Origin of the sequence: Streptomyces smaragdinus (genome assembly GCF_009604385.1) — a bacterium.
In the GTDB taxonomy this organism is placed as follows: Bacteria; Actinomycetota; Actinomycetes; order Streptomycetales; family Streptomycetaceae; genus Streptomyces; species Streptomyces smaragdinus.
In genome coordinates this window covers 1-23,966 of record NZ_WEGJ01000004.1, presented here as the reverse complement: position 1 = coordinate 23,966, position 23,966 = coordinate 1, and the positions used below count along the sequence as shown (strand labels likewise).

The following is a 23,966-nucleotide window of genomic DNA, read 5'->3' as shown; positions in this document are numbered from 1 at the left end:
CATCGGACGGCCCTTGTCCGAGCGGTGCCCGAGCGATCCTCGAGTGGTTCTCGAGCCGCCGCCGACGTCCCGGTGGGACCCTGTGCTGACCGCGCGCCCGCCGTCGGAACCCCGCCGTACGCAGGGGATTCGCCGCGGCGCCGGCCACTGGCCCGGAGCACCGACAGGAGCGGCAGTATGACGGCCATCGCCCAGTCCGACCACGAGTCCCTCGCGCTGCGGCACCGGGGCGGCGTGCTGCTCGAGCGCTACGGCATCGACCTCCACCTGCACCCCTATGTGGGGTTCTCCCTGGCCCGCAACCACCGTTCGGACATGATCAACACGGATGCTGAGGGCTTCAGGCACTCCACGTCGCGGTTCGGCACCGTGGACAGCAGGTCCTGGCTCGACGCCGGCGGCGGCGGACTGGTGGTCGGCAACTCCACGGCGTTCGGCATGGCCTCCGGCAGCGACGACGCGACGCTGCCCTCCCAGCTGGCCCGGATCAGCGGGCGGCGGGAACTGAACGCGGCCGTCGTCGGGGGCAACTCGCTGCAGGAGCTGGTGGCCGCGCTGCCGTTCGTCCGGGCCGCGCGGACCATCGTGGTCTTCAGCGGGGCGAACGACTACTGGTCGATGCTCGCCTCGCGCACCCCCGACAGCGTCTTCGGACCGGTGTTCTTCGAGGGCACCATGGCCTCGCTGATCCGCACCCCCATGTTCGACCTGGCCGCCACCGTCGCCGGTGACACGCCGCCGCTGCCGCCCGTGGTGGAGGGCGAGGTGCCCCCGCCGCCCGACTTCGCCGACGCGACGGAGCGGATCGAGGCGGCCGCGAACCGGCAGCTGGCGAATCTGGAGCATCTGTCCGCGCTCACCGACGACCGGATCCGGCTGCTGTTCTGCCTGCAGCCGTTCGCGGCGCCCAGCACCCGGGACATCACCCCCGAGGAGCAGGCCAACTTCGACTTCCGCGAGCCGGTCTTCGGCCGCCCCGAGAACAGCGTCTTCGAGACCCACTGGGGCGCGTACGGGCGGCTCGTCGAAGCGGGCTGCCGCAAGCTCGGCGTGCCGTTCACCGACATCTCCGCCGACCGCTTCCGCGGATTCGCCTTCAACGACCACCTGCACCTCACGGACGAGGGCTCCCGACAGGCCGCGCGGATGGTGCACACGGCGCTGGAGGAGCTGACGTAGCCCGCCCGGGGGCCGTGCCGTCCCCGCCACACGACCAGGAGCGAAGACCATGCCGGTGTCCCCATCGGATCTGCACGTCCTCGTCATCGGTGCCGGAACGGGCGGCCTGTGCCTGGCACACGGCCTCAAGCGCGCGGGCATCCGCGTCTCCGTCTACGAACGCGACCACACCCGCGCCGACGGACTGCACGGCTACCGGGTCGGCATCGACCCCGACGGCAGCCGGGCCCTGCGCGACTGCCTGCCGCCCGAGCTGTACGACACCTTCGTGGCGACCTGCGCCCAGGCGCCCGAGTACGTCAACTTCCTGACCGAGAAGCGCAAGGAGCTCCTCTCCCTCGACGGCTTCACCACCGCCGACCCGGACCCGGTCAACAGCGAGAAGTCCGTGTCCCGGATGACGCTGCGCCAGGTGCTGCTGACGGGCGTCGAGGACGTGGTGCACTTCGGCAAGACCTTCGAGCGGTACGAGACGGGGGCGGACGGCACCGTCACGGCGTACTTTGAGGACGGCACCTCGGCCACCGGCACCCTGCTGGTCGCCGCGGACGGCAGCAACTCCCGGGTGCGCAGGCAGTATCTGCCGCACGCCCGGATGGAGCCGGCCGGTCCCATCGGCATTACCGGCAAGGTGGCGCTCACCGCGCAGACCGGGGCGCTGCTGACGCCGAAGATGCGGCAGGGCATTTCGATGATCTTCGCCCCCAAGGGGCACTTCTGCATCTACCACGTGATGGAGTTCCCCTGGGACGCCGCGGGCGCGCCCAAGGAGGGCATCGGCTCCGCCGACTCGGAACTGCTGTCCCGCTGGCCCGGGCTGACCTTCGACAACTCGCGCGACTACATCGACTGGGGCCTGGTCGTCGGCTCGCGCCGGCTGCCGCCGGACATCATGGACTGGAAGAGCCCCGACCTGTACCGGCTGGTGGGGGAGCGGACCACGAACTGGCACCCGGACCTGCGCGAGCTCTTCGCCCTGGCCGACCGCAACAGCTGCTTCCCGATCAACATCCGCACCTCCGTGCCGATTCCGCAGTGGGAGACCACCTCGGTGACCCTGCTCGGGGACGCCATCCACACCATGACCCCCGGACGGGGCGTCGGCGCGAACACCGCGCTGCGCGACGCGCGGCTGCTGTGCCGGAAGCTGACGGCCGTACGCGACGGCGAGCTGCCGCTGCTGGAGGCGGTGCGCGCGTACGAGACCCGGATGATCGACTACGGCTTCGACGCGGTCCGCAAGTCCCTGCAGTCCGGCGGCGGCACGGGCCCCGACCAGCCGGTCGTCGGCCGGGCCCTGCTGGGCGCCATGCGGACGGGGATGCGGCTGGTGAACCATCTGCCGCCGGTAAAGCGGAGGATGGCGGACAACCACCGCCGCTACCGCGGCCACGACCGCGAGGACTGAGGGCCGCAGAGCCCCGTCCGCGGACCCTCTGCCCCGCCCGGCCGGAGGGGTCCGCGGACGGCATACGTGAGGGGGGCGCCGGATCCCGGCGCCCCCCTCACGTATGCCGACGTCAGCGGGCGGTGGCCCGGAACACCGCCACCGCGCCGTGGACGCGGACCTCGAAGTCGTCGAAGTACCGGGCCAGCTGCCGCTCGAGGCCCTGCGGGTCGTCGCCCTGGTTCTGGAAGTTGCCCCGGCGGTGCTGCTCCAGCACCATCTTGCGGGTCAGCCGGTTCATCGGCACGCCCTCCGCGAGGACCGTCGTACCAAACAGCGTCCCGCCCGGCTTCAGCGTCTCGGCCACATGCTTGAGGATGATCCCCTTGCCGTCCCAGCCGCCCGGGATGGTGTGGAACACCAGGTTCATGGCCGCGGAGTCGAAGTGCTTCGCCGGCAGCGGCAGCGGGTGCATCAGATTGGCCTGGCAGGTCTCCGGCGCGTACCGCGCCAGCACGGCCGCGGACATGTCCAGGCACTCACGGCTGAGGTCGAGCAGCGTGATCCGCGGCGTCGCCGTGGGGAAGCGGCAGCGGTCGACGAAGTAGCCGGTGCCGGGTCCGATGTCCAGATGGACCTTCCCGGCGTGCTCGTCGTACAGCCGGCGCATCACCCGCGGCGGGCAGCGCCACACCAGCGGGCAGAAGACGCCCAGCACCCACTTGTCGTAGATCGCCAGCTTGCTCCGCGTGTACACGGCCTGGGAGTGGACGATCCGGGGGTCGAGGGGCTCGGTGAGTTCGGGCTGCGAAGGGATGCTCGCCATGTGGCGCTCCGTTCTCGAGGGGGCGGCACGGCCCCGCGATTCAGCTCCGCCGCCGGAAGCGGGCCGTGCCCAGGGCGGCGAAGACGAGGAGGATGGCCGCGGTCCAGATGAGCGACCGGCCGACGAAGTACGAGGGGTCGTGGCCGAGCAGCGCCCGCGACCGGTCGCCCAGGGTCAGCGCCCGCACGGAGTCCGCCATGGCCGTGACCGGCTGGTGCTCGGCGAAGGCGCGCAGCCAGCCGGGCATGGACTCGGCCGGGACGTAGGCGCTGGAGGCGAAGGTGACGACGAACACGATCATCGACACGCTCTGCACGACCTTCACGTTCTGCGCGTACAGCCCCACGGTGATGAACACCCAGCTGAACGCCAGCCCGAAGACCAGACAGAGCCCGAACGCGGCCAGCCCGCCGAGCACCGAGGCGTGCAGCCGGAAGCCGACCGCGAAGCCCACACCGGTGGTGATCGCGAGGATGAAGGCCAGGATCCCGGTGTCCGCGAGCACCCGGCCGGTGAGGACCGCGGCGGACGGGAAGGGCATGGAGCGCAGCCGGTCGATGAAGCCGCCCTCCAGGTCCTCGGCGATGCCCATGGCGGTGCCCAGGGTCTGGAAGAGCACTCCGGCGGTGATGAACCCGGGCACCGAGTAGTCGACGTAGTGCAGACCCTGGCTGGTGCCGATCGCGCCGCCGAAGATGTAGCGGAACGTCAGCATGATCGCGGACATCTGGACGACGCTCAGCACGACCAGCTCGGGCCGGCGCAGGAAGATCTTCACGGCCCGCACGGCGAGCAGACCGGTGCCGGCGAGCAGACCGGTCCCCGTCGGGGCGGGTACGGACGCGGTGGTCACGGGAGTGGTGGCGGTGGCGGTCATGGGTCGGTTCCTCCCTGGGCTCAGGCCGTCTCGGCGCCGGTCTCGGCGAGTTCCGGCGCGGCGGTGACCCCGGGCTCCGTGCCGCGCCGGGCGGTCAGGGCCAGGAACACCTCGTCCAGGCTGGGTTCGCGCAGCCCGATGTCGGCGAGCTCCACGCCGGAGCCCTCGATCGCCCGCATCCCGGCGATCAGCCAGTGCACGGCGTCCTCGTCGCCGGCGGCGCCGACGCTCACGCACCGGGTCGCCTCGTCGACATGCGGCTCCACCCCGCCGGCCCGGCCCAGCAGGGCGGCGATGGTGTGCACGTCGGCGCGCTCGCGCACATGCACCTCGAGGACCTTGCCGCCGACCCGGCGCTTGAGCTCGTCGGGGGTGCCGGAGGCGACCGCCACGCCCTGGTCGATGATCACGATCCGGTGCGCCAGCCGGTCGGCCTCGTCGAGGTACTGGGTGGTCAGCAGCACGTCCGTACCGCGTTCCACGAGCGCGTCGATGGCGTCCCACAGATCGAGCCGGCTGCGCGGGTCCAGACCCGTGGTCGGCTCGTCCAGGAGCAGCAGCCGCGGCGCGCTCACCAGGGACGCGCCCAGGTCGAGCTTGCGCTTCATACCGCCGGAGTAGCCGCGCACCAGCCGGTCGCCGTCCGCTGTCAGGTCGAAGAGCTCCAGGATCTCCGCGGTGTCCGCCCGGGCCTGCCGCTTGGAGCGGCCGTGCAGACGGGCCACCATCTCCAGGTTCTCCCGGCCCGTCAGGGCCTGTTCGACGGCCGCGAACTGGCCGGCGAGCCCGATGGTGCGCCGGACCTGCGCCGCCTCGTCGCGTGTGTCGTGGCCGTTCACCCGCAGGGTGCCCTCGTCGGGCAGCAGCAGGGTGGCCACCGAGCGGACGAAGGTCGTCTTCCCGGCCCCGTTGGGGCCGAGCACCGCGACCACCTGGCCGGGCTCCACCTGCAGATCGAGGCCGTCGAGAGCGGTCTTCGCGCCGAAGCGTTTGACCAGACCCCGGGATTCAATCGTCAGCGTCACCGATTCCACCTCGATCGGGATGTTCGTGGGATCACAAGGGCCGGCCGCCGGCGGGCCGACATTCCAGTTGATCCGTCCGTGCTCGTGACCCGGTCGAGCGGTGCTCGACGCGCCGGGTCTCAGACGGCCAGTTCGATGCCGTACAGCGACAGCCAGGAGTTGAACTGCAGGGCCGTCTCGATGTGCATGCGCCGCGGCCAGTCGTTGGCCGCCCCGGGGTCGGCGAGCATCTCCTCGCAGGCCTTCGGGTCGAGGTACGGACGGATCGGCGCCTGCGGGTCGGCCGCCAGGGCCGCCAGCTCCCGGTGCAGCATCCGCAGGTACGCCGGGTCCTGGGTCACCGGCCACGGGCTCTTCTTGCGCTCCAGCACCGAGCGCGGGACCAGGTCGTCGACGGCGTGGCGCAGGACGGCCTTCTCCCGGCCGTCGAACGTCTTGAAGCTCCACGGGGTGTTGTACAGGTACTCCACCAGCCGGTGGTCGCTGTACGGGACGCGCAGCTCCAGGCCGTGCGCCATCGACAGCCGGTCGCCGCGGTCGAGCAGCATGGGCAGCCAGTGCGTGAGGGTCAGATAGCCGATGGTGCGCATCCGCCGCTCGGTGTCGTCCTCGCCCTCCTGGTGGGGGGCCAGCGCGGCGGCCTCGTGGTAGGCGTCGTGGTAGTAGCCGTGCATGTCGATCTTGTCGAGCAGACCCTGGTCGAACAGACCGCGGCCCTGCCCGCGCAGCGAGCTCGGCTGCAGCGCCTCGTGGGCGACCCACGGGAAGGCCTCGGCGCGCACGGTGTCCGGGTTGAACATCCAGTTGTAGCCGCCGAAGATCTCGTCGGCGACCTCGCCGACCAGCGCCACCGTGGAGTGGGTCTTGATCTCCCGCGCCGTCAGATAGTTGGAGGTGTCCATGTCGCCGAGGGTGGTGGGCGCGTCCTGCGCCGCCAGCACCGCGCGGCGGGTCACCGGGTCCATCAGGTCCTGCGGGCTGAGCCGGATGTTGACGTGGTCGGAGCGCAGATGCTCCGCGACCTCCACGGCGTACGGCTCGTCGGGGGAGAAGCGCACGTCGTCCGGGCGGAAGTTCTCCGCGTACTCGTCGAACGTGGTGACGAACGTCCGTACCCGCTCGCCCGCGAGCTTCCACCGCCACATGGCGGCGATCGCGGTGACGGAGCTGGAGTCCACCCCGCCGGACAGCGCCGTGCACAGCGGCACGTCCGCCTCCAGCTCGCGCAGCACGATGTCCTCCAGCAGCCCCCGGGTGTGCCGGATCGTCTGCGGCAGGTCGTCCTCGTGCGGGCGGGCCTCGAGCCGCCAGTACGTACGGTCGGCGGCGCCGGAGTCGCCGATCGTCAGCGTGTGGCCGGGCAGCAGCTCCCGCATGTCACGGAAGACGGCCTGGCCCGGCTTCTTGGCCACCGCGAACATCTCGCGCAGCCCGTCGGTGTCCACCACGGGCCGCACCAGGCCGCCGGCCAGCAGCGCCTTGGGCTCGGAGGCGAACACCACGCCGTGCGGGGTGCGGTGGTAGAACAGCGGCTTGACGCCGAGGCGGTCGCGGACCAGCACCAGCTCCCGGCGGCGCAGGTCCCACACGCCGAAGGCGAAGATGCCCTCGAGCCGCTCGGCGCAGTCCGCGCCCCACTCCAGATACGCGTGCAGGACCACCTCGGTGTCGCTGCGGGTACGGAAGCGGTGGCCGCGGCCGGTGAGTTCGGTGCGCAGCTGCTTGAAGTTGTAGACCTCGCCGTTGTAGACGATGACCGCGACGGCCCGGCCGTCCTCCTCGGCGACGAACGGCTGCACACCGTCGACGACGTCGATGATCGCGGTCCTGGTGTGACCGAGCGCAGCGTGCGGGCTCAGCCACAGGCCCTGGTCGTCCACCCCCCGGGGGGCGAGCGCGGCGGTCATCGTCCGCATCGTCCGCTCCTCCCCAGAGAGGTCGGACCGGAAGTCCACCCAGCCGGCGATTCCGCACATCGCTGTCTCCTCGGTCGGTTCCGGATACCGCGGCCCGGCGGGGGCCCCGCAGGACGCGGCTGCGCCCCGGGCGGCCCCGGGGCCGCCGGGGCGACAGCATCCGGCGACGCCTTCGAAGCGGCCTGGAAGACCGCTCGACCGGCGCCGCCGCCTGCTCGACCGCACCCCCATCGCCTCTCTAGCCGGGCCCGGGAACCTGCGCGGGAAGGAGCCCGGACGAGAGGCGGACACGATGAACCCGCAGCCCACCACCGCGCCCGACACCGGCGCCGCACCGCAGGGTGTGACCGGGTGGTTCGACCCCGGCCTGCCCGAGCAGCAGCAGGTGCTCGGCTTCCTCTACGCCAAGTGGGCCATCGGCGCCCTGCGCGCGGTGGTCGAACTGAGGGTGCCCGACCTGCTGGCCCAGCGCGCCCGGACGGTGGCCGAACTCGCCGCAGCCACCGGCGCGGACGCCGACAACCTGTACCGGGTGCTGCGCGCGGTCGCCGCCGCCGGTGTCCTGCACGAGGACGACGAGGGCCGCTTCTCCGTGGCCCCGCTCGGCGCCGGCCTGGTCTCGGGGGCCGAGGGGGGCATCCGCGAGATGTTCCTCTTCGCCTCGGACCCGATGCTGTGGCGCCCGTACGAGAATCTCGCGCACACCGTGCGCACGGGCGAGCCGGCGTTCGTCGCCAGCTTCGGCGCGCCCTTCTACGAGTACACCAAGGCCCACCCGGAGAAGGCGGCCGTACTCGACAAGGCGATGCTGCAGAACAAGTACCCCGGCGTGGAGCGCGTCTTCGCGGGCTTCGACTTCGGCCGCTTCGCCACCATCGCCGACGTCGGCGGCGGCCGCGGCCACTTCCTCGCCGAGGTGCTGCGCGACAACCCCCGGGTCACCGGCGTGCTGGCCGACCAGCCGCACACCGTGGCGGAGTCCAAGGAGGTCTTCGAGGGCCTCGAGGACCGGGTCACCGTCGTGGGCTGCGACTTCTTCGTCGAGGTGCCGGCCGGCTGCGACGCGTACTTCATCAAGCACACGCTGCACAACTGGGACAACGCGCACGCCACCCGCATCCTGCGCACCATCCGCAAGGCGATCGGCGACAACCCGGACGCCCGGCTGCTGATCGTCGAGAACCTGCTGCGCGGTCCCGGCGAGTGGGACATCGGCAAGCTGATCGACATCGAGTCCCTCGCCGTGCTCGGCGGTCGCGAGCGCAGCCTCGGGGAGTGGAACCGCGTCGCCGGCGACGCCGGCTTCACCCTGGCCGGCGACCCCGTCCCCGGTGACATCGCGCTGCTGGAGTACCGGCCCGTCTGAGAGAGGCGTAGCAGTGACGACCGTGTTGCCCGATCCGATGCGGCTGCCCACCGAGCGCGGCTGCCCCTTCTCGCCGCCCGCGGAGTACACCGTGCTGCAGACCGAGCGGCCGTGGAGCCGGCTGCGGCTGCCGGGCGGCCGGACGGGCTGGCTCATCACCCGGTACGACGACGTACGCGCGCTGCTGGCCGACCGGCGCTTCACCCCGCCGATGGTCCAGGTGACGCCCAACGCCGAGCTCCCGCTGCCGGAGGAGGAACTGCCGGTGCCCGACGGGCTGTTCTCGGCCCTCGACCCGCCCGAGCAGAGCCGCTACCGGCGGCTGGTGAGCCGGTACTTCACCCGCAAGCGGACCCGCGAGCTGCAGCCGCTGATCGAGCGGATCACCGACGAGCAGCTCACCGGGATGATCGAGGCCGGGCAGCCGGGTGATCTGAACGCCTGGTTCGCCCAGCCCATCCCCGCCCGGGTGGTCACCGGCATGCTCGGCATCCCGGCCGCGGACCAGCCCGACTACCAGCGCTGGGTGCTGGCCTCGCTCTCCCTGGACACCTCGCTCGACGCCCTGCGCGAGGCCAAGGACGGCCTGTACGAGGGCCTCGGCGAGCTGGTCCGGCACAAGAAGAGCCACCCGGGCGACGACATCGTCAGCGAACTCCTGCACGGCTCCGTCGGCGAGAGTCCGCTGACCCACGCCGAGGTCGTCAACATCAGCATCCTGCTGCTGATCGCCGGCCTGGAGACCACCGCCAACATGCTGGGCCTGGGCGCCTTCGCCCTGCTCGAGCACCCCGGGCAGCTGGCGCGGCTGCGCGCCGACGAGAGCCTCTTCGACAGCGCGATCGAGGAGCTGCTGCGGTATCTGACCATCGTGCAGTTCGGTCTGACCCGCACCGCCCGCGAGGACTGCGAGGTCGCGGGCCGGCGGATCACCGAGGGCGAGATCATCGTCGCCTCGCTGGCCGCCGCCAACCGCGACCCGGCCGTCTACGACGACCCGAACCATCTGGACCTGGCCCGGGACCAGTCCACGGCGCCGCACATGGCCTTCGGCCACGGGGTGCACCAGTGTCTGGGCGCCCAGCTGGCCCGTATCGAGATGAAGATCGCCTTCGGTGCGCTGCTGCGCCGGCTGCCGAAGCTGCGCCTGGCCGTTCCCGCGGACCGGGTGGCCACCGGAACCGACAAGGTGTTCTACGGCGTGCACGAGCTCCCGGTGAGCTGGGAGCACTGATCCTTACCGGATCCTTTCAGGAGGAACGCAATGGATATCGGGGTTTGCCTGCCGACCGGCGTACACGGTGCAGAGGGCGACCAGTTGACCGAGTTCGCACGCCGCGCCGAACGCCTCGGGTTCCACAGCCTGACGGTGACCGACCGGGTGGTGTACGACAACTACGACAGCATCGTCGCCCTGGCGGCCGCCGCCGGGGTCACCGAGCGGATCAAGCTGGTGACGGCGATCCTGCTGGCCTCGGCCCGGCCGAGCGCCGTCGAGCTCGCCAAGCAGCTCGCGTCCGTCGACCGGATCTCGAACGGCCGGCTGGTGCTCGGCGTCTCCTCCGGGATGCGGGAGGACGACTACCGGGCCACCGGCACCGACTTCCACACCCGGGGCCGCCGGCTGGACGCGCTGCTCGACGAGCTCAAGGAGATCTGGGCCGGCAAGGGCCCCGTGCCCGGCGTCGGCCCGCGTCCCGTCAACGGCGACATCCCCGTCTGGGGCGGCGGCCACTCGCCCGCCGGACTGCGCCGCGCCGCCCGCAGCGCCATCGGCTGGATCTCGCCCGGCGGACCGCCGCACAAGTTCGCCGAGACCGTCGCGAACTTCCGCGCCCTGTGGGACGAGGAGGGCCGCACCGGCACCCCCCGGATGGGCGCCAACTGCTACGTCTCCCTCGGCCCGGACGGCGCCGAGCTCGCCGTCCGCCACATGACCGAGTACTACGCCTACATGGGCAAGATGGCCGAACACCTCGCCAAGGGCGCCGTGACCGACCCCGGCTTCCTGCGCAAGGTCGTCGACACGTACGCCGAGAACGGCTGCGACGAGCTGTTCCTGCTCTCGGTGACGGCCGACCCCGACCACCTCGACCTGATCGCGGATGTGGTGTTCTGATGCGCGTCATCGTCATCGGCGGCGGCATCGGCGGTCTGGCCCTCGCCCAGGGCCTCAGGCAGGCCGGCCTCACCGACATCGCCGTGTACGAACGGTCCGGCGCCGAGGGCGGCCGGATGCAGGGCTACCGGCTCCGCGTCAGCCCCGAGGGCGAACAGGCTCTGCGCGACGTACTGCCCCAGCACCTCCAGGACCTGCTGACCGCGACCTCCGACGACCGCACCGAAGGCGGTCTCGACGCCTACGACGATCAGCTCGAGCAGCTGTGGGCGCCGTCGTTCACCGACCCGCGCGACGGCCGCGCGGACAAGGTCGACGCCGTCGACCGGGGCACGCTGCGCGGCATCCTCCTCGCCGGGCTCGGCGGCGTGGTGCGCTTCGGCAGGACCTTCACCCGGCTGGAGCGGCACGACGACGGCCGGGTCACCGCGTACTTCACGGACGGCACGACCGACACCGGCGACGTCCTGGTCGCCGCCGACGGCGTCAACTCCACGGTGCGCGCCCAGGTGCGCCCCGACGACGCGGCCACGGACCTCGGCGTGCGCGGCATCCTCTCCCGCACCCCGCGGGACAAGGCGATCGCCGCCGGGCTGCCGGAGTTCATGCGCGACCGGTTCGTCTACGTCATCGGCGGCGACGGCTGCCACCTGGGCCTGATGCCCATGGTGTTCCGCGAGCAGCCCTCCGAGGCCGCCGCCCAGCTGTCGCCCGGACTGGAGCTCCACGACCCCGGCGACTACTACATGTCCGTCTTCAGCGTGCACCGCGAGAACCTCGGCCTGCCCGACGACATCTTCTTCGCCATGACCGGCGAGGAGCTGCGCGACTTCGCGCTCGAGCGCACCGCCGCCTGGCACCCCGACCTGAAGGGTGTCTTCGCGCACGCCGAACCGGAGGAGACGCATCCCGTCTCCCTGCGCGCCACGCTGCCCGTGACCGCCTGGGACACCGGCCCGGTGGTGCCGCTCGGCGACGCCGTGCACACGATGCCGCCCACCGGCGGCGTGGGCGCCAACACCGCCCTGCGCGACGCGGCGGGACTGACGGCCGCGCTGGTCCGGGTGGACCGCGGCGAGGTGTCCCTGGCCCAGGCGGTCGCCGGCTACCAGGAGCGGATGGTGGCGTACTCGACCGCGGCCATCCAGATGTCGCTGAAGATCGCCAAATGGTCCATTCAGATCGACCTGGCCGAGGAGCAGACGCCCGCCGAGGTCTCCGGTGTCTGACGGAGCGGGGGCACGCGACGGCTTCGACCCGGACCGGCGGCACGCGGTGGTCGTCGGCGCCGGCATCGGCGGGCTGGCCGCCGCGGTCGGGCTCGACCGGGCCGGCTGGCAGGTGACCGTACTCGAACAGGCGCCCGCCGCACGGGAGGCGGGCGCCGGGCTCTCGCTCCTCACCAACGCCCAGCGCGCGCTGGACCGGCTGGGCGTCGGCGACACGGTACGGGCCTGCGCCGCGAGCATGGCGCCCGGCGGCGACGGGCTGCGCACCCGCTCCGGGCGGCGGCTGCAGGCGCCGCCGGACCCGGCGTTCTGGCGTGAACACGGCCTGGACATCGCCGTGCTGACCCGCCCCGACCTGCACGGCGCGCTGCGCTTCGCCCTGCCCCGCCGCTCGGTGCGCACCGGCTGCGAGGTGCTGGGGGCCGAATCCACCCGCGACGGCGCCACGGTGACGTACCGCACCGCCTGCGGCGAGCGGACGCTGAGCGGCGACGTGGTGGTGGCCGCCGACGGCGCGTACAGCCGGATCCGTGCGGCCCTGTGGCCGAGGCTGCCCGGCCCCGTGTACAGCGGACACAGCGTCTGGCGGGGCATCGCCGAGGGCGTCGACGGCGACGCCGAGCCCGGCGGCAGCACCTGGGGCCCGGGCGCCGAGTTCGGGCGGATGCCGCTGACCGGCGGGCGGATCTACTGGTTCGCCGTCGCCAACACACCCGAGGGCACGCGTTACTCCGACGAGTACGCGGAGGTGACCCGCCGCTTCGGGACCTGGCACGACCCGATCCCGGCCCTGATCGCCGCCACCCCGCCGGCGAAGGTGCTGCGGCACGACGTCTTCGAGCTGCCCAAGCCGCTGCCCTGCTACACGGCCGGGCGCGTCGTCCTGCTGGGCGACGCCGCCCATCTGATGACCTCCGACCTCGGCCAGGGCGCCTGCCAGGCGCTCGAGGACGCCGCGGTGCTCTGCGCGGAGCTGGCGGGCGACGACGTGGACCGGGCCCTGACCCGCTACGACGAACAGCGCCGCGAGCGGTCGCAGCTGATCGCCGCGGCCTCGCACCGGATGGGCGAGTTCAAGCTCACCGAGCGGCGCTGGGAGCGGCTGCGGCGCGACGTCCGGCTGCGGCTGGCCTCGTCCCGGCCGGCCCGCGAGGGCGTCGTGGGCATCGGGGACTGGACCCCGCCGGCGATCCCGGAGCGGGTGACCGTCGCCCGCTGAGGCACTCCACGCAGACGCAGACGAGAGGTGTCGAACGATGATCCTGGTGATCGGCTCCACCGGCACGGTGGGGCGGCGGGTCGTGGCCGGGCTGAGCGCCGCGGGCCGGCGGGTCCGGGCCTTCACCCGCGACCCCGCCCGCGCGGACTTCGGTCCGGGTGTCGAGGTGGCCGTGGGCGACCTCGGCCGGCCCGACACCGTACGGAAGGCGCTCGACGGGGTGGACGGCGTGTTCGTGCTGTCCGCCGGCCCCGACGCCCTGCGCCACGAACTGGCCGTCGCCGACGCCGTACGCCGCCTCGGTGTGCGGCGGGTGGTCAAGCTGTCCTCCGTCGCCGCCGTCCCCCCGGTCACACCCGGCTACGGCGACGACCACGCGGCGGCCGAGCAGGCGTTCGCCGGGTCGGGCGCCGACTGGACGGCGCTGCGCGGCGCGGGGTTCATGTCGAACGTCCTGCAGTGGCGCCGCTCCATCGCCGCCGAGGACACCGTGTACCAGCCGTTCGGCGAGCTGCCGCGCGCCCTGGTCGCCCCGGGCGACGTCTCGGACGCCGCGGTCGCGTGCCTGCTCCGGGACGACCTGGGCGGCGAGGTGTTCCAGCTGACCGGACCGCAGGCCCTCACCACCCCGCAGCAGGTGGCCGCGGTCGCCGCGCTGCTGGGCCGGCCCCTGAAGTACGTCGAGGCCCCCGCGGAGTTCGCGCTGAAGGCGATGGTGGGCGCCGGCCTGCCGGAGCCGTACGCGGCGGGCCTGCTGGCCGCGAACGGCGACCCGGAGCCGCTGCGCGGCGGCACGGTGCTGCCGGACCTCGAGCGGCTCATCGTCCGCCCCGCCTGCACCTTCGACGCCTGGCTCGCCCGTAACAAGGGGGAGTTCACCACCGCGTGAGCTCCCGCACGACCGAGGCCCGGCCCCGTACGGGGGCCGGGCCCCTGCCGGTGAGCGGCCCCGGACCGTACCGGAGCGCCCGAAACCGCCCGCCCCCGGTGTGCCGGGAGCGGGCGGTGACGGTCTCAGAGCGCGGCCTCGGCGATCAGCCGAAGCTGCTTGTCGTCCGGCGAGCACGGCAGCAGGATCAGCTCGTCGCAGCCGGCCGCCGCGTAGTCGCGGATCGTCGCCCGCACGGCCTCGGGCGTGGTGAGCACACCGGCCGCCGCGCGCTCGGCCTTCGGGCCGATGAACGCGTAGTACGAGCGCAGATACCGCTCCGCCTGCTCCCGCCCCTCCGGCCCGAGGGACACGTACGCCAGCGACAGCAGCCGCGGCCTGCCCTCCCGCCCCTGGGCCGCCCAGATCTCCCGGGCCTGCGCGCCCAGCGCCGCGAAGCCGGCGACGGAGCTGCCGCCCGCGATCCACCCCTCCCCGTACCGCGCGGCACGCCGCATCGCCACGGGGGAGTGGCCGCCGAACAGCAGCCGCGGGCCGCCGGGCGAGACCGGGCGCGGTCCGACGGGCGAGCCCTCGGCCCATACGGACCGCAGCTCGCCGACGATCGCGTCCAGCCGCCGGCCCCGGCCCGCGTAGTCGGCGCCCGACGTCTCGTAGTCGTCGGGCCGCCCGCCGGCCGCGAGCCCCAGGACCAGGCGCCCGCCGCTGACCGCGTCCACCGTGGCCGCCTGCTTGGCGAGCAGCGCGGCGCTGTCCCGGTACGGGGCGATGAGGATCGTCGCCGCCAGCCGGATGCGCGAGGTCACCGCCCCGGCCGCGGCCAGCGCGACCAGGGACTCGTAGTTGTCGTACACCAGCCGGTCCAGCACCCCGAGGCTGGCGAAGCCGTGCTCCTCGGCCTGACGCGCCCAGGTGAGCAGCTTGGGCCCGGTGAGGCCCGGTACGGTCGTGGGCAGCCCCACCCCGATCTCCACGGCTGTCTCCTCACTCGCCGGCGCGGCGCAGTCCGAGCTTCGGCGCGAAGGCCAGGTACAGCCCGCCCACCGCGTTCGCCGCGCTCATCGGGGCCTGCTTGGCCTCGTGCACCTTGTTGAGGTTGTTCAGCGGGTTGGGGTCACCGCTCTCGGCGCCGTTGAGGTGCCCGTGCACCGCGGCGTAGATGTCCTGCGCGTCCTCGAGGTCCGCGATGCCGGTGATGATCCGGTCGAAGGCGTCCTGCAGGGAGAGGGAGTCGCGGTGCTGCTGGGTGAGCTTCTGGGCGTTGTAGAAGTGGTAGTCCTTGCCCCGGTAGCTCTCGTAGAACACCGAGACCAGCACCAGCAGCCGTTCGTACGCGTGCCGGTACACCGTCTGGTAGAACTCCCACGCCTCGTCCTCGGTGGCCTCGCCGCGCAGCACGCTGCCGATCGACGCGGCGGCGAGCATCGCGCTGTACGTGGCCAGGTGCACGCCCGTGGACAGCAGCGGGTCGAGGAAGCAGGCGGCGTCGCCGCTGAGCAGATAGCCGGGGCCGGTGAAGGAGTCGGCGGCGTACGAGTAGTCCTGCTCGACCTTGAAGTCGGCGACCTGCTCGGCCCCGTCCACCAGCTCCTTGACCACCGCGCAGCTCGCCACGGCCTGCTCGTACAGCTCCTTCACACCGCCCAGTTCGGCGCGCTTGTTGTTGAAGTTGTCGCGCCCGGTGACCAGGCCGACGCTGGTCGTGCCGTCGGCGAGCGGGATGATCCAGAACCAGCCGTCCGGCATGGAGGCCACGCCGATCGCGCCGTCGGGGCCCTTGGGCATCGCCTTGGCGCCCTTCCAGTACGTCCAGGCGGCGACGTTCTTGAACACGTCGTGGAACTGGCGGTTCTTCAGCTGCTTGGCGGCCAGCACGCCGCCGCGGCCGGAGGCGTCGATGACGTAGTCGAAGGTGACGCGGCCGCTCCCGCCGCCCTTGCCCTCGCTCCACAGGGCCGCCACCGGGCGGTCACCCTCGAACTCCAGCTCCCGTACGGTGATGCCCTCGTGGACCTCGACGCCCAGCTGCCGCGCGTGGTTCAGCAGCAGCTCGTCGAAGTCGGCGCGGGTGACCTGCCAGGCGTTGGTGCCGTCGCCCATGCCCTGGAAGTTGACCTCCCACTCCTCGTCGCCCCAGAAGAAGAAGGCGCCGCCCTTGGGCTGGAAGCCGAACGCGTTCACCTTGTCCCACACGCCGAGCAGCTGGAGGATCGGCCGGCAGGACGGCAGGATCGACTCGCCGATGTGATAGCGGGGGAAGTGCTCGCGTTCGAACAGGGTGACCTGGAAGCCCTCCTTGGCGAGCAGGCCGGCCGCGGTGGAGCCCGCGGGGCCGCCGCCAATGACCAGGATCTGAGTCGACGTGCGCATGGACATCTCCATCCTCGGACTGTGCGGGCGGGTGGACATCGGCTCGCTACACCGGGACCTTCTCGAGGTCGCGGACGATGTCGGACGGCGTGGGCTGGGCGTGGATCAGCTCCCGCAGCCGCCGGGCGGCGGCCCGCTGCGGGGCGCCCGGCGCGAGCAGCGTGTGCGCGAGTTCCCGCAGCCGGTGCGGGCTCGCCTCGTCGCGCTTGAGGGACTCACCGGCCCCGGTGGCGACGACGCGCCCGGTGTGCCGCGAGTGGTCGGGCAGCTGCGGTACGAGCAGCAGGGGCACCCCCGCGTCCAGCGCGGTGAGCACGGTGCCGGCGCCGCCGTGCGCGACGACCAGGTCCGCGCCGGGCACCAGCTGATGCAGCGGGGTGTCGGTGACGACCCGTACGCCGGCGGGCAGGCCGTCGAGCAGCGGCAGCTGGGCGGCGGACACGGCCAGCACGACCTCGGTGTCCGCGTCGTGCACCGCGGCGGCCGCCCGTCCGGCCAGGAACAGCCCGGGGTGCAGCTTCGCCATGGTGTGACCCCAGGTCACGACGACGCGCCGGGTCCCGGCCGGCGCCGCAGGCGCGGCGTGTGCGGCGCCCGCCCCGTTGTACGGGACGTAGCGCACGGTGCGGCGCGGGTGGTCGTCCGGGACCTGGAAGCCGGGCGGACAGGGGTCGACGGTGACGGCGCCCAGGGGGTCGAAGTCCGCGATGCCGTGCCGCCGGGCGACGGGCGCCAGGACCTGCGGCAGCATGGGCGCCGCGCGCACCATCAGGTCGGTGCCGAACAGCACCCGCACCGCCGGGACGCCCACCGCGGCGGCGGCCAGCGGGCCGGCCAGGGTGGTGGGTTCGTACACGATCAGGTCGGGGCGCCACTCGCGGGCCAGGTCCACCAGGTCGTCGGTCATCGCGTCCGCGTGCGCGTGGAACATCTGCAGCGCGCGCGGCCCGCGCCCGTTCGGCGTGGCACCGGCCGGGGCGCGCTCGCCGAGGTCGGGACCGTCCGACGACGGCAGTACGTAGCCGCGTACCAGCTCCGCGGCATCGACGTCACGGCCGGCCGCCCGGAACGGCAGGCCGGTGCGGCGCATCTCCCCGGTCAGCTCGGGCTGGCTCGTGACGAGCACCTCGTGCCCGGCCGAGCGCATCGCCCAGGCCAGCGGCACCAGGGCGTACAGATGGGACGGCCATGCCCAGGTGGTGAACAGCACGCGCATGGCTTCCTGCTCCTTCGTCCGGTGACAACTGGGCGTTCCCGGCACAAAAAGCCGGGTCCGTCATGCAGCGAAGGTCTCCCAGGGCCCTAGTGCAGGAATCGCGCCCGGCTTGAGACGGCCGTACGGGACGGGGGCCCGGCGGACGAGACCGAGCCTCGATCGGTTGTCGAGCGCCCGCGCCCAACGTGACGGCGGCGTCCGAGCGACGACGAGCCCGAGGAGGCGGCCGTGACGGCAGACACCCCTCCCTTCCGCGTGATTCTGCGGATGGAGATCCTTCCCGGCACGGAAGGGGACTTCGAGAAGACGTGGCGGGAGGTGGCCGCGGGCATCGCGCGTCAACCCGCCAATCTGGGCCAGACCCTGGTGCGGTCCGTGGAGGACCCGCGGATCCACTTCGTGTTCACCGACTGGGCCGACGAGGCGTCCTTCCGCGCCTTCGAGGTCAGCGACGCCCACGTGGAGAACCGTCGCCGGCTCGCGCCCTTCCGCGGCGCCGGCGACATGTGGGTGACGCAGGTCGTACGGGAAGTCCCCGCCGAACCCCCGGCGCCACCGCCGGTCCAGGCCCACCCCACGGACGACATCGCCTTCCTGGGCCTGGGCAACATGGGCGGCGGCATGGCCGCCCGCCTGATCGGCTCCGGCCGCCGCCTCACCGTCCACAACCGCACCGCCGCCAAGGCCGAACCGCTCGTCGCGGCCGGCGCCACCGCCGCCGCCTCCCCCGAGGAGGCCGCCGCGGGCGCGCGCGTGGTGATGCTGAGCCTGGCCGACGAAGCCGCCGTGGAGGACACCCTCTTCCGCCGCGTGGTCCCCGTACTGGCCCCCGGCACCGTCGTCGTCGACACCTCCACCGTCTCCCCGGCCTACGCGGCGCGTGCCGCGGCGCGCCTCGCCGAGAAGGGCCTGCGCCGCGTCGAGGCCTGCGTCATCGGCAACCCCCTCCAGGCGCGCCGAGGCGAGCTGCGGGTGTACGCGGCCGGCGAGGCGGCGGACGTCGAGGAGGTCCGCGACGTCCTGGAGACCATCGGCTCCGAGGTCGTGCACCTCGGCGGACCCGGCACCGCCGCCACCATCAAGCTGCTGTTCAACCTGCTGCTGGGCGCCCAGGTCGCCTCCCTCGCCGAAGCCGTGGCGTACGGCACCGCGGCCGGTCTGGACCGCGACGGACTGCTCACCGCCGTGGCGAAGAGCGGCTTCAGCTCCCTGGTGATGCGCTTCCGCGCCGAGCTCATGCGCACCCGCACCTACGTACCCGCCTTCTTCCGCTCCACGCTGATGGAGAAGGACCTGCGCCTGGCCCTGGAGGCCGCCGCGGACGCCCGCGTGGAGATGCCCGTACTGGACCAGGTGCGCCGGGCGTTCGCCGCGGTGAACGCCGCCGGCGACGGGGACCGGGACGCCGCGGTGCTGATCGAACACATAGCCGGGGCGACCGGCGGGAACGGAGCCCGTTCATGACGACCCACGATCGCGCCGACGTCGCGGGCCCGATCGCCGCGGTACGCGCCGAACTGCTCTCCTCGGACGACGTCGACGAACGTCTCGACCTGGTCTTCTCCCTGTTCCGCGCCTCGTTCAGGGCCGACCGCACCCACGGCCGCAGCGGCGTCTTCCAGTTCGAGATCGACACCCCCGCCGGTGTGCGCTACCGCTGCGTGTCCGTGGCCGACGGCCACTGCACCGCCTCCGACGTCGCCCCCGCGCCCAACGCCGTCATCGCCGTCGACCTCGCGGACCTCGTCGCCCTGTCCGTCGGCGGCCTCAAGGGCACCGACGCCTTCCTCGGCGGCCGGCTGAAGATCTCCGGCGACGTCGTCTTCGCCATGAACTGGATCGAGTGGTTCGGCGCCCGCAGCCGGATCTGACCGCACCCCGCTTCCCCGCTGGAGGACCTGTGTCTGCCCGCCTCTTCACCTCGGAATCCGTGACCGAGGGCCACCCCGACAAGATCGCCGACCAGATCAGCGACGCCGTACTCGACACCCTGCTCGCCCAGGACCCCAAGTCCCGGGTCGCCGTGGAGACCCTCATCACCACCGGCCAGGTCCATGTGGCCGGCGAGGTCACCACCAACGCCTACGCCGAGATCCCCGACATCGTCCGCGAAACGGTGCTGCGCATCGGCTACGACTCCTCCGCCAAGGGCTTCGACGGCGCCTCCTGCGGCGTCTCGGTGTCCATCGGCTCCCAGTCGCCCGACATCGCCCAGGGCGTCGACCTCGCCTACGAGGCCCGCGTCGACGGCGACGAGGACAGCCTGGAACGCCAGGGCGCCGGCGACCAGGGCCTGATGTTCGGCTACGCCTGCGACGAGACCCCCGAGCTGATGCCGCTGCCGATCAGCCTCGCCCACCGCCTCGCCGAACGCCTCGCCGCCGTACGCAAGGACGGCACCGTCCCGTACCTGCGCCCCGACGGCAAGACCCAGGTCACCGTCGAGTACGACGGGGACCGCCCGGTACGGCTGGACACCGTGGTCCTCTCCAGCCAGCACGCCCCCGACATCGACCTGAACTCCCTGCTCGTCCCGGACATCCGCGACTGCGTCATCGACCCGGTGCTCCAGGAGCTCGCCGCGCGCGGCAGCGGCCTGGACACCGACGGCTACCGGCTGCTGGTGAACCCCACCGGCCGCTTCGAGGTCGGCGGCCCGATGGGCGACGCCGGACTCACCGGCCGCAAGATCATCATCGACACCTACGGCGGCATGGCCCGCCACGGCGGCGGCGCCTTCTCCGGCAAGGACCCCTCCAAGGTGGACCGTTCCGCCGCGTACGCGATGCGCTGGGTCGCCAAGAACGTCGTCGCCGCGGGCCTGGCCCGCCGGTGCGAGGTGCAGGTCGCGTACGCCATCGGCAAGGCGGAGCCCGTCGGGCTCTTCGTCGAGGCCTTCGGCACCGAGACGGTGCCCGTCCAGGCCATCCAGGACGCCGTGACCGAGGTCTTCGACCTGCGCCCCGCCGCCATCATCCGCGATCTGGACCTGCTGCGGCCCATCTACGCCCAGACCGCCGCGTACGGCCACTTCGGCCGCGAACTGCCCGGCCTCACCTGGGAGACGACCGACCGGGCGGAGAAGCTGCGCCAGGCCGCGCAGTCCCGCTGAGGCGACCGACCCCGCCGAACCAAGGAGCTCATGCCGTGCGTATCTCCGTAACCGGCTCCATCGCGACCGACCACCTGATGACCTTCCCCGGTCTGTTCGGCGAGCAGCTCATCGCCGACCGCCTCGACAAGGTCTCCCTCTCCTTCCTCGTCGACGACCTGGAAGTGCGTAACGGCGGGGTGGCCGCCAACATCGCCTTCGGACTGGGCCGGCTGGGTCTGGCACCGGTGCTCGTCGGCGCCGCCGGCGCCGACTTCGCCGACTACCAGATCTGGCTGAAGGAGCACGGCGTCGACACCGACTCGGTACGCATCTCAGCCACCCGGCACACCGCCCGGTTCGTGTGCGTCACCGACGCGGAGCAGAACCAGATCGGCTCCTTCTACCCCGGCGCGATGAGCGAGGCCCGCGACATCAGCATCCGCGAGGTCGCCGACCGCACCGGCGGCCTGGACCTCGTCGTGGTCTCGCCCAACGACCCCGAGGCCATGGTGCGGCACACCCACGAATGCCGCCGGCTCGGCATCGACGTCGCCGCCGACCCCTCCCAGCAGCTGGCCACCCTGGACCGCGCCGCCCTGCGCGCCCTGCTGAACGGACCGCGGCTGCTCTTCACCAACGAGTACGAGTCCGTGCTCATCCAGGAACGCTCCGGCTGGACCGAACAGCAGCTCCTCGGCCGGGTCGGCACCTGGATCACCACCCGCGGCGCGGACGGCGTACGGATCCGGCAGGCCGGCCGCACCGACCTGGACCTCCCCGCGATCGAGGTGTCGGGCACCCTCGAGCCGACCGGCGCCGGCGACGCCTTCCGCGCCGGATACCTCGCCGGCCGGGCCTGGGGCCTGCCCGACGCGGCCGCCGCACCGCTGGGCTGCGCCCTGGCCGCGACGGTGCTGGAGTCCACCGGCACCCAGACGTACACCCTGCAGCGCGAGCCCCTGCTGGCCCGCATCCGCACGGCGTACGGCGACGACACCGCGGACACGCTGGCCCCGTACCTGGCGGTCCTGCCGTGACCGGGACCGGCCCGGGCGGCCTGCGGGACGCCCTGGCCACCCGGGTGGTGGTCGCGGACGGTGCGATGGGCACCATGCTTCAGGCGCAGGACCCGACGCTGGAGGACTTCGAGCAGCTCGAGGGCTGCAACGAGGTCCTGAACGTGACGCGGCCGGACATCGTGCGCTCGGTGCACGACGAGTACTTCGCCGCGGGTGTCGACTGCGTGGAGACGAACACCTTTGGGGCGAACTTCTCCGCGATGGGCGAGTACGAGATCGCCGACCGCATCCACGAGCTGTCGGCGGCCGGTGCCCGGATCGCGCGGGAGGCGGCGGATGCGTGGACGGCTGGTGACGGGCGGCAGCGGTGGGTGCTCGGGTCGATGGGGCCCGGGACGAAGCTGCCGACGCTCGGCCACATCTCGTACGGGGTGATCCGCGACGGTTTCCAGCAGAACGCGGAGGGTCTGTTGGAGGGCGGCGCGGACGCGCTGATCGTCGAGACGACGCAGGACCTGCTGCAGACGAAGTCGGCGCTTCTGGGCGCGCGTCGTGCGATGGAGGCGCTGGGTTCGGACGTGCCGCTGATCTGCTCGCTGGCGTTCGAGACGACCGGCACGATGCTGCTGGGTTCGGAGATCGGGGCCGCGCTGACCGCCCTCGAGCCGCTGGGCATCGATCTGATCGGGCTGAACTGTTCCACCGGCCCGGCGGAGATGAGCGAGCACCTGCGGTATCTGGCCCGCCACTCGGCCACTTCGCTGACGTGCATGCCGAACGCCGGCCTGCCGGTGCTGACGAAGGACGGCGCGCACTTCCCCCTCGGTCCGCAGGAGTTCGCCGACGCGCAGGAGGCGTTCGTCCGCGACTACGGCGTGAACCTGGTCGGTGGCTGCTGCGGAACTACGCCCGCCCATCTCCGCAAGGTCGTCGAGCGGGTCCGCAACCTGACACCCACGGAGCGCGAACCTCGTCCGGAGGCGGGTGCGGCTTCGCTGTATCAGCATGTGCCGTTCCGGCAGGATGTGTCGTATCTGGCGATCGGTGAGCGGACGAATGCGAACGGGTCGAAGAAGTTCCGTGAGGCGATGCTGGAGGCGCGCTGGGACGACTGTGTGGAGCTGGCGCGGGAGCAGATCCGTGAGGGCGCGCACATGCTCGACCTGTGTGTGGATTACGTGGGCCGTGACGGTGTCGCGGACATGGAGGAGCTGGCCGGTCGTTTCGCTACCGCCTCGACGCTGCCGATCGTGCTGGACTCCACGGAGCCGGCGGTCCTGCGGGCGGGGTTGGAGAAGCTCGGTGGCCGGGCCGTCCTGAACTCGGTGAACTACGAGGACGGTGACGGGCCGGAGTCGCGGTTCCAGAAGATCACGGGGCTGGCGGTCGAGCACGGGGCGGCGCTGATCGCGCTGACGATCGACGAGCAGGGCCAGGCGCGTACGCCCGAGCACAAGGTGGCCATCGCCGAGCGGCTGATCGAGGATCTGACGGGGAACTGGGGGGTGAAGGAGTCCGACATCCTGATCGACTGTCTGACCTTCACCATTTGTACGGGGCAGGAGGAGTCGCGCAAGGACGGTATCGCCACGATCGAGGCGATCCGTGAACTCAAGCGCCGCCATCCCGACGTGCAGACGACCCTGGGCCTGTCGAACATCTCCTTCGGCCTGAACCCGGCCGCCCGCATCGTGCTGAACTCGGTGTTCCTCGACGAGTGCGTGAAGGCGGGCCTGGACTCGGCGATCGTGCACGCGGCGAAGATCCTCCCGATCGCCCGGCTGGACGAGGAGCAGGTCACCACCGCCCTCGACCTGATCTACGACCGCCGCCGCGAGGGCTACGACCCCCTGCAAAAGCTCCTCGAACTCTTCGAGGGCGCCACCGCCAAATCCCTGCGCGCCTCAAAGGCCGAGGAATTGGCGGCGCTCCCTCTCGACGACCGGCTCAAGGCCCGCATCATCGACGGCGAGAAGAACGGTCTTCAGGCGGATCTGGATGAGGCGTTGCAGCTCAAGCCTGCTCTGGACATCGTGAACGAGACGTTGCTGGACGGTATGAAGACCGTGGGTGAGTTGTTCGGTTCGGGGCAGATGCAGTTGCCGTTTGTGCTGCAGTCGGCCGAGGTGATGAAGAACGCGGTGGCCTATCTGGAGCCGCACATGGAGAAGACCGACGAGGCCGGCAAGGGCACCATCGTGCTGGCGACGGTGCGCGGGGACGTGCACGACATCG

General features: G+C 72.3%; 20 protein-coding genes. 13 read left to right on the top strand and 7 right to left on the bottom strand.

What is annotated here, in order from left to right:
• Positions 1-177: 177 nt before the first annotated feature.
• Both SRB5_RS08715 and SRB5_RS08710 read left to right on the top strand, forming a co-directional pair.
• Entirely contained in the window at positions 178-1,179 is a 1,002-nt protein-coding gene (locus SRB5_RS08715; protein ID WP_153450921.1) for an SGNH/GDSL hydrolase family protein, read from the top strand.
• 49 nt (positions 1,180-1,228) lie between these two features.
• Positions 1,229-2,587: an FAD-dependent oxidoreductase gene (locus tag SRB5_RS08710; RefSeq protein WP_153450920.1), complete on the top strand. Its 1,359-nt coding sequence runs from the start codon at positions 1,229-1,231 to the stop codon at positions 2,585-2,587.
• A gap of 112 nt (positions 2,588-2,699) precedes the next feature.
• Here SRB5_RS08710 and SRB5_RS08705 read toward each other — a convergent pair whose 3' ends face one another.
• From SRB5_RS08705 to asnB, 4 genes are all read right to left on the bottom strand, one after another.
• Entirely contained in the window at positions 2,700-3,392 is a 693-nt protein-coding gene (locus tag SRB5_RS08705) for a class I SAM-dependent methyltransferase (protein WP_153450919.1), read from the bottom strand.
• A gap of 40 nt (positions 3,393-3,432) precedes the next feature.
• A complete protein-coding gene (locus tag SRB5_RS08700) occupies positions 3,433-4,269 on the bottom strand; it encodes an ABC transporter permease (RefSeq protein ID WP_153450918.1) in 837 nt (278 codons plus the stop codon).
• Between the two features lie 20 nt (positions 4,270-4,289).
• A complete protein-coding gene (locus tag SRB5_RS08695; protein ID WP_323377317.1) occupies positions 4,290-5,294 on the bottom strand; it encodes an ATP-binding cassette domain-containing protein in 1,005 nt (334 codons plus the stop codon).
• A gap of 119 nt (positions 5,295-5,413) precedes the next feature.
• Complete coding sequence (gene asnB, locus SRB5_RS08690) at positions 5,414-7,270, bottom strand: asparagine synthase (glutamine-hydrolyzing) (RefSeq protein ID WP_153450917.1); 1,857 nt, start codon at positions 7,268-7,270, stop codon at positions 5,414-5,416.
• A 232-nt stretch (positions 7,271-7,502) separates the two neighbouring features.
• On the opposite strand from asnB, the gene SRB5_RS08685 reads away from it, so the two are divergent.
• Genes SRB5_RS08685 through SRB5_RS08660 form a run of 6 tightly spaced genes read left to right on the top strand, consistent with a single transcriptional unit; the run spans position 7,503 to position 14,032 of the window.
• Complete coding sequence (locus SRB5_RS08685; protein WP_153450916.1) at positions 7,503-8,576, top strand: methyltransferase; 1,074 nt, start codon at positions 7,503-7,505, stop codon at positions 8,574-8,576.
• A 13-nt stretch (positions 8,577-8,589) separates the two neighbouring features.
• Positions 8,590-9,810 (top strand): cytochrome P450, encoded by a 1,221-nt coding sequence (locus SRB5_RS08680; RefSeq protein WP_323377315.1) that lies wholly within the window; start codon positions 8,590-8,592, stop codon positions 9,808-9,810.
• 30 nt (positions 9,811-9,840) lie between these two features.
• A complete protein-coding gene (locus SRB5_RS08675) occupies positions 9,841-10,695 on the top strand; it encodes an LLM class flavin-dependent oxidoreductase (RefSeq protein ID WP_153450915.1) in 855 nt (284 codons plus the stop codon).
• A complete protein-coding gene (locus SRB5_RS08670; RefSeq protein ID WP_153450914.1) occupies positions 10,695-11,924 on the top strand; it encodes an FAD-dependent oxidoreductase in 1,230 nt (409 codons plus the stop codon). The genes SRB5_RS08675 and SRB5_RS08670 overlap by 1 nt, the downstream gene beginning before the upstream one ends.
• Entirely contained in the window at positions 11,917-13,143 is a 1,227-nt protein-coding gene (locus SRB5_RS37455) for an FAD-dependent monooxygenase (RefSeq protein WP_323377313.1), read from the top strand. Before SRB5_RS08670 ends, SRB5_RS37455 begins: the two co-directional genes overlap by 8 nt.
• Before the next feature lie 37 nt (positions 13,144-13,180).
• Entirely contained in the window at positions 13,181-14,032 is an 852-nt protein-coding gene (locus tag SRB5_RS08660) for an NAD(P)H-binding protein (protein WP_153450913.1), read from the top strand.
• Positions 14,033-14,157: 125 nt separating this feature from the next.
• Here SRB5_RS08660 and SRB5_RS08655 read toward each other — a convergent pair whose 3' ends face one another.
• From SRB5_RS08655 to SRB5_RS08645, 3 genes are read right to left on the bottom strand one after another with little or no spacing between them, the layout of a single operon-like run.
• Complete coding sequence (locus SRB5_RS08655; RefSeq protein WP_323377312.1) at positions 14,158-15,006, bottom strand: LLM class flavin-dependent oxidoreductase; 849 nt, start codon at positions 15,004-15,006, stop codon at positions 14,158-14,160.
• A gap of 10 nt (positions 15,007-15,016) precedes the next feature.
• Positions 15,017-16,402 carry an NAD(P)/FAD-dependent oxidoreductase gene (locus SRB5_RS08650; RefSeq protein ID WP_153450912.1) on the bottom strand — a complete coding sequence of 462 codons (1,386 nt, stop codon included), beginning with the start codon at positions 16,400-16,402 and terminating at the stop codon, positions 15,017-15,019.
• 46 nt (positions 16,403-16,448) lie between these two features.
• Positions 16,449-17,618, bottom strand: a complete 1,170-nt coding sequence (locus SRB5_RS08645) for a nucleotide disphospho-sugar-binding domain-containing protein (RefSeq protein ID WP_153450911.1) — start codon at positions 17,616-17,618, stop codon at positions 16,449-16,451.
• Positions 17,619-17,846: 228 nt separating this feature from the next.
• On the opposite strand from SRB5_RS08645, the gene SRB5_RS08640 reads away from it, so the two are divergent.
• The 5 genes from SRB5_RS08640 to SRB5_RS08620 form a co-directional block, all read left to right on the top strand.
• Complete coding sequence (locus tag SRB5_RS08640; protein ID WP_323377310.1) at positions 17,847-19,082, top strand: NAD(P)-binding domain-containing protein; 1,236 nt, start codon at positions 17,847-17,849, stop codon at positions 19,080-19,082.
• On the top strand, positions 19,079-19,489 hold the full coding sequence (locus tag SRB5_RS08635) for an SCP2 sterol-binding domain-containing protein (protein ID WP_153450910.1): 411 nt from the start codon (positions 19,079-19,081) through the stop codon (positions 19,487-19,489). The genes SRB5_RS08640 and SRB5_RS08635 overlap by 4 nt, the downstream gene beginning before the upstream one ends.
• Before the next feature lie 29 nt (positions 19,490-19,518).
• A complete protein-coding gene (metK, locus tag SRB5_RS08630; protein WP_323377308.1) occupies positions 19,519-20,730 on the top strand; it encodes a methionine adenosyltransferase in 1,212 nt (403 codons plus the stop codon).
• A gap of 35 nt (positions 20,731-20,765) precedes the next feature.
• On the top strand, positions 20,766-21,749 hold the full coding sequence (locus tag SRB5_RS08625) for a carbohydrate kinase family protein (protein ID WP_323377306.1): 984 nt from the start codon (positions 20,766-20,768) through the stop codon (positions 21,747-21,749).
• A 65-nt stretch (positions 21,750-21,814) separates the two neighbouring features.
• Positions 21,815-23,966 (top strand): homocysteine S-methyltransferase family protein (locus SRB5_RS08620; protein ID WP_194292889.1); only part of this gene is annotated, 2,152 nt, incomplete at its 3' end.

Bases quoted from the DNA above. Each gene is read 5' to 3' on its own strand.
- SRB5_RS08685 (WP_153450916.1), top strand. From the start codon at position 7,503: ATGAACCCGCAGCCCACCACCGCGCCCGACACCGGCGCCGCACCGCAG.
- asnB (WP_153450917.1), bottom strand. From the start codon at position 7,270: ATGTGCGGAATCGCCGGCTGGGTGGACTTCCGGTCCGACCTCTCTGGG.
- SRB5_RS08660 (WP_153450913.1), top strand. From the start codon at position 13,181: ATGATCCTGGTGATCGGCTCCACCGGCACGGTGGGGCGGCGGGTCGTG.
- SRB5_RS08675 (WP_153450915.1), top strand. From the start codon at position 9,841: ATGGATATCGGGGTTTGCCTGCCGACCGGCGTACACGGTGCAGAGGGC.
- SRB5_RS08705 (WP_153450919.1), bottom strand. From the start codon at position 3,392: ATGGCGAGCATCCCTTCGCAGCCCGAACTCACCGAGCCCCTCGACCCC.
- SRB5_RS08645 (WP_153450911.1), bottom strand. From the start codon at position 17,618: ATGCGCGTGCTGTTCACCACCTGGGCATGGCCGTCCCATCTGTACGCC.
- SRB5_RS08700 (WP_153450918.1), bottom strand. From the start codon at position 4,269: ATGACCGCCACCGCCACCACTCCCGTGACCACCGCGTCCGTACCCGCC.
- SRB5_RS08670 (WP_153450914.1), top strand. From the start codon at position 10,695: ATGCGCGTCATCGTCATCGGCGGCGGCATCGGCGGTCTGGCCCTCGCC.
- SRB5_RS08635 (WP_153450910.1), top strand. From the start codon at position 19,079: ATGACGACCCACGATCGCGCCGACGTCGCGGGCCCGATCGCCGCGGTA.
- SRB5_RS08715 (WP_153450921.1), top strand. From the start codon at position 178: ATGACGGCCATCGCCCAGTCCGACCACGAGTCCCTCGCGCTGCGGCAC.
- SRB5_RS08650 (WP_153450912.1), bottom strand. From the start codon at position 16,402: ATGCGCACGTCGACTCAGATCCTGGTCATTGGCGGCGGCCCCGCGGGC.
- SRB5_RS08710 (WP_153450920.1), top strand. From the start codon at position 1,229: ATGCCGGTGTCCCCATCGGATCTGCACGTCCTCGTCATCGGTGCCGGA.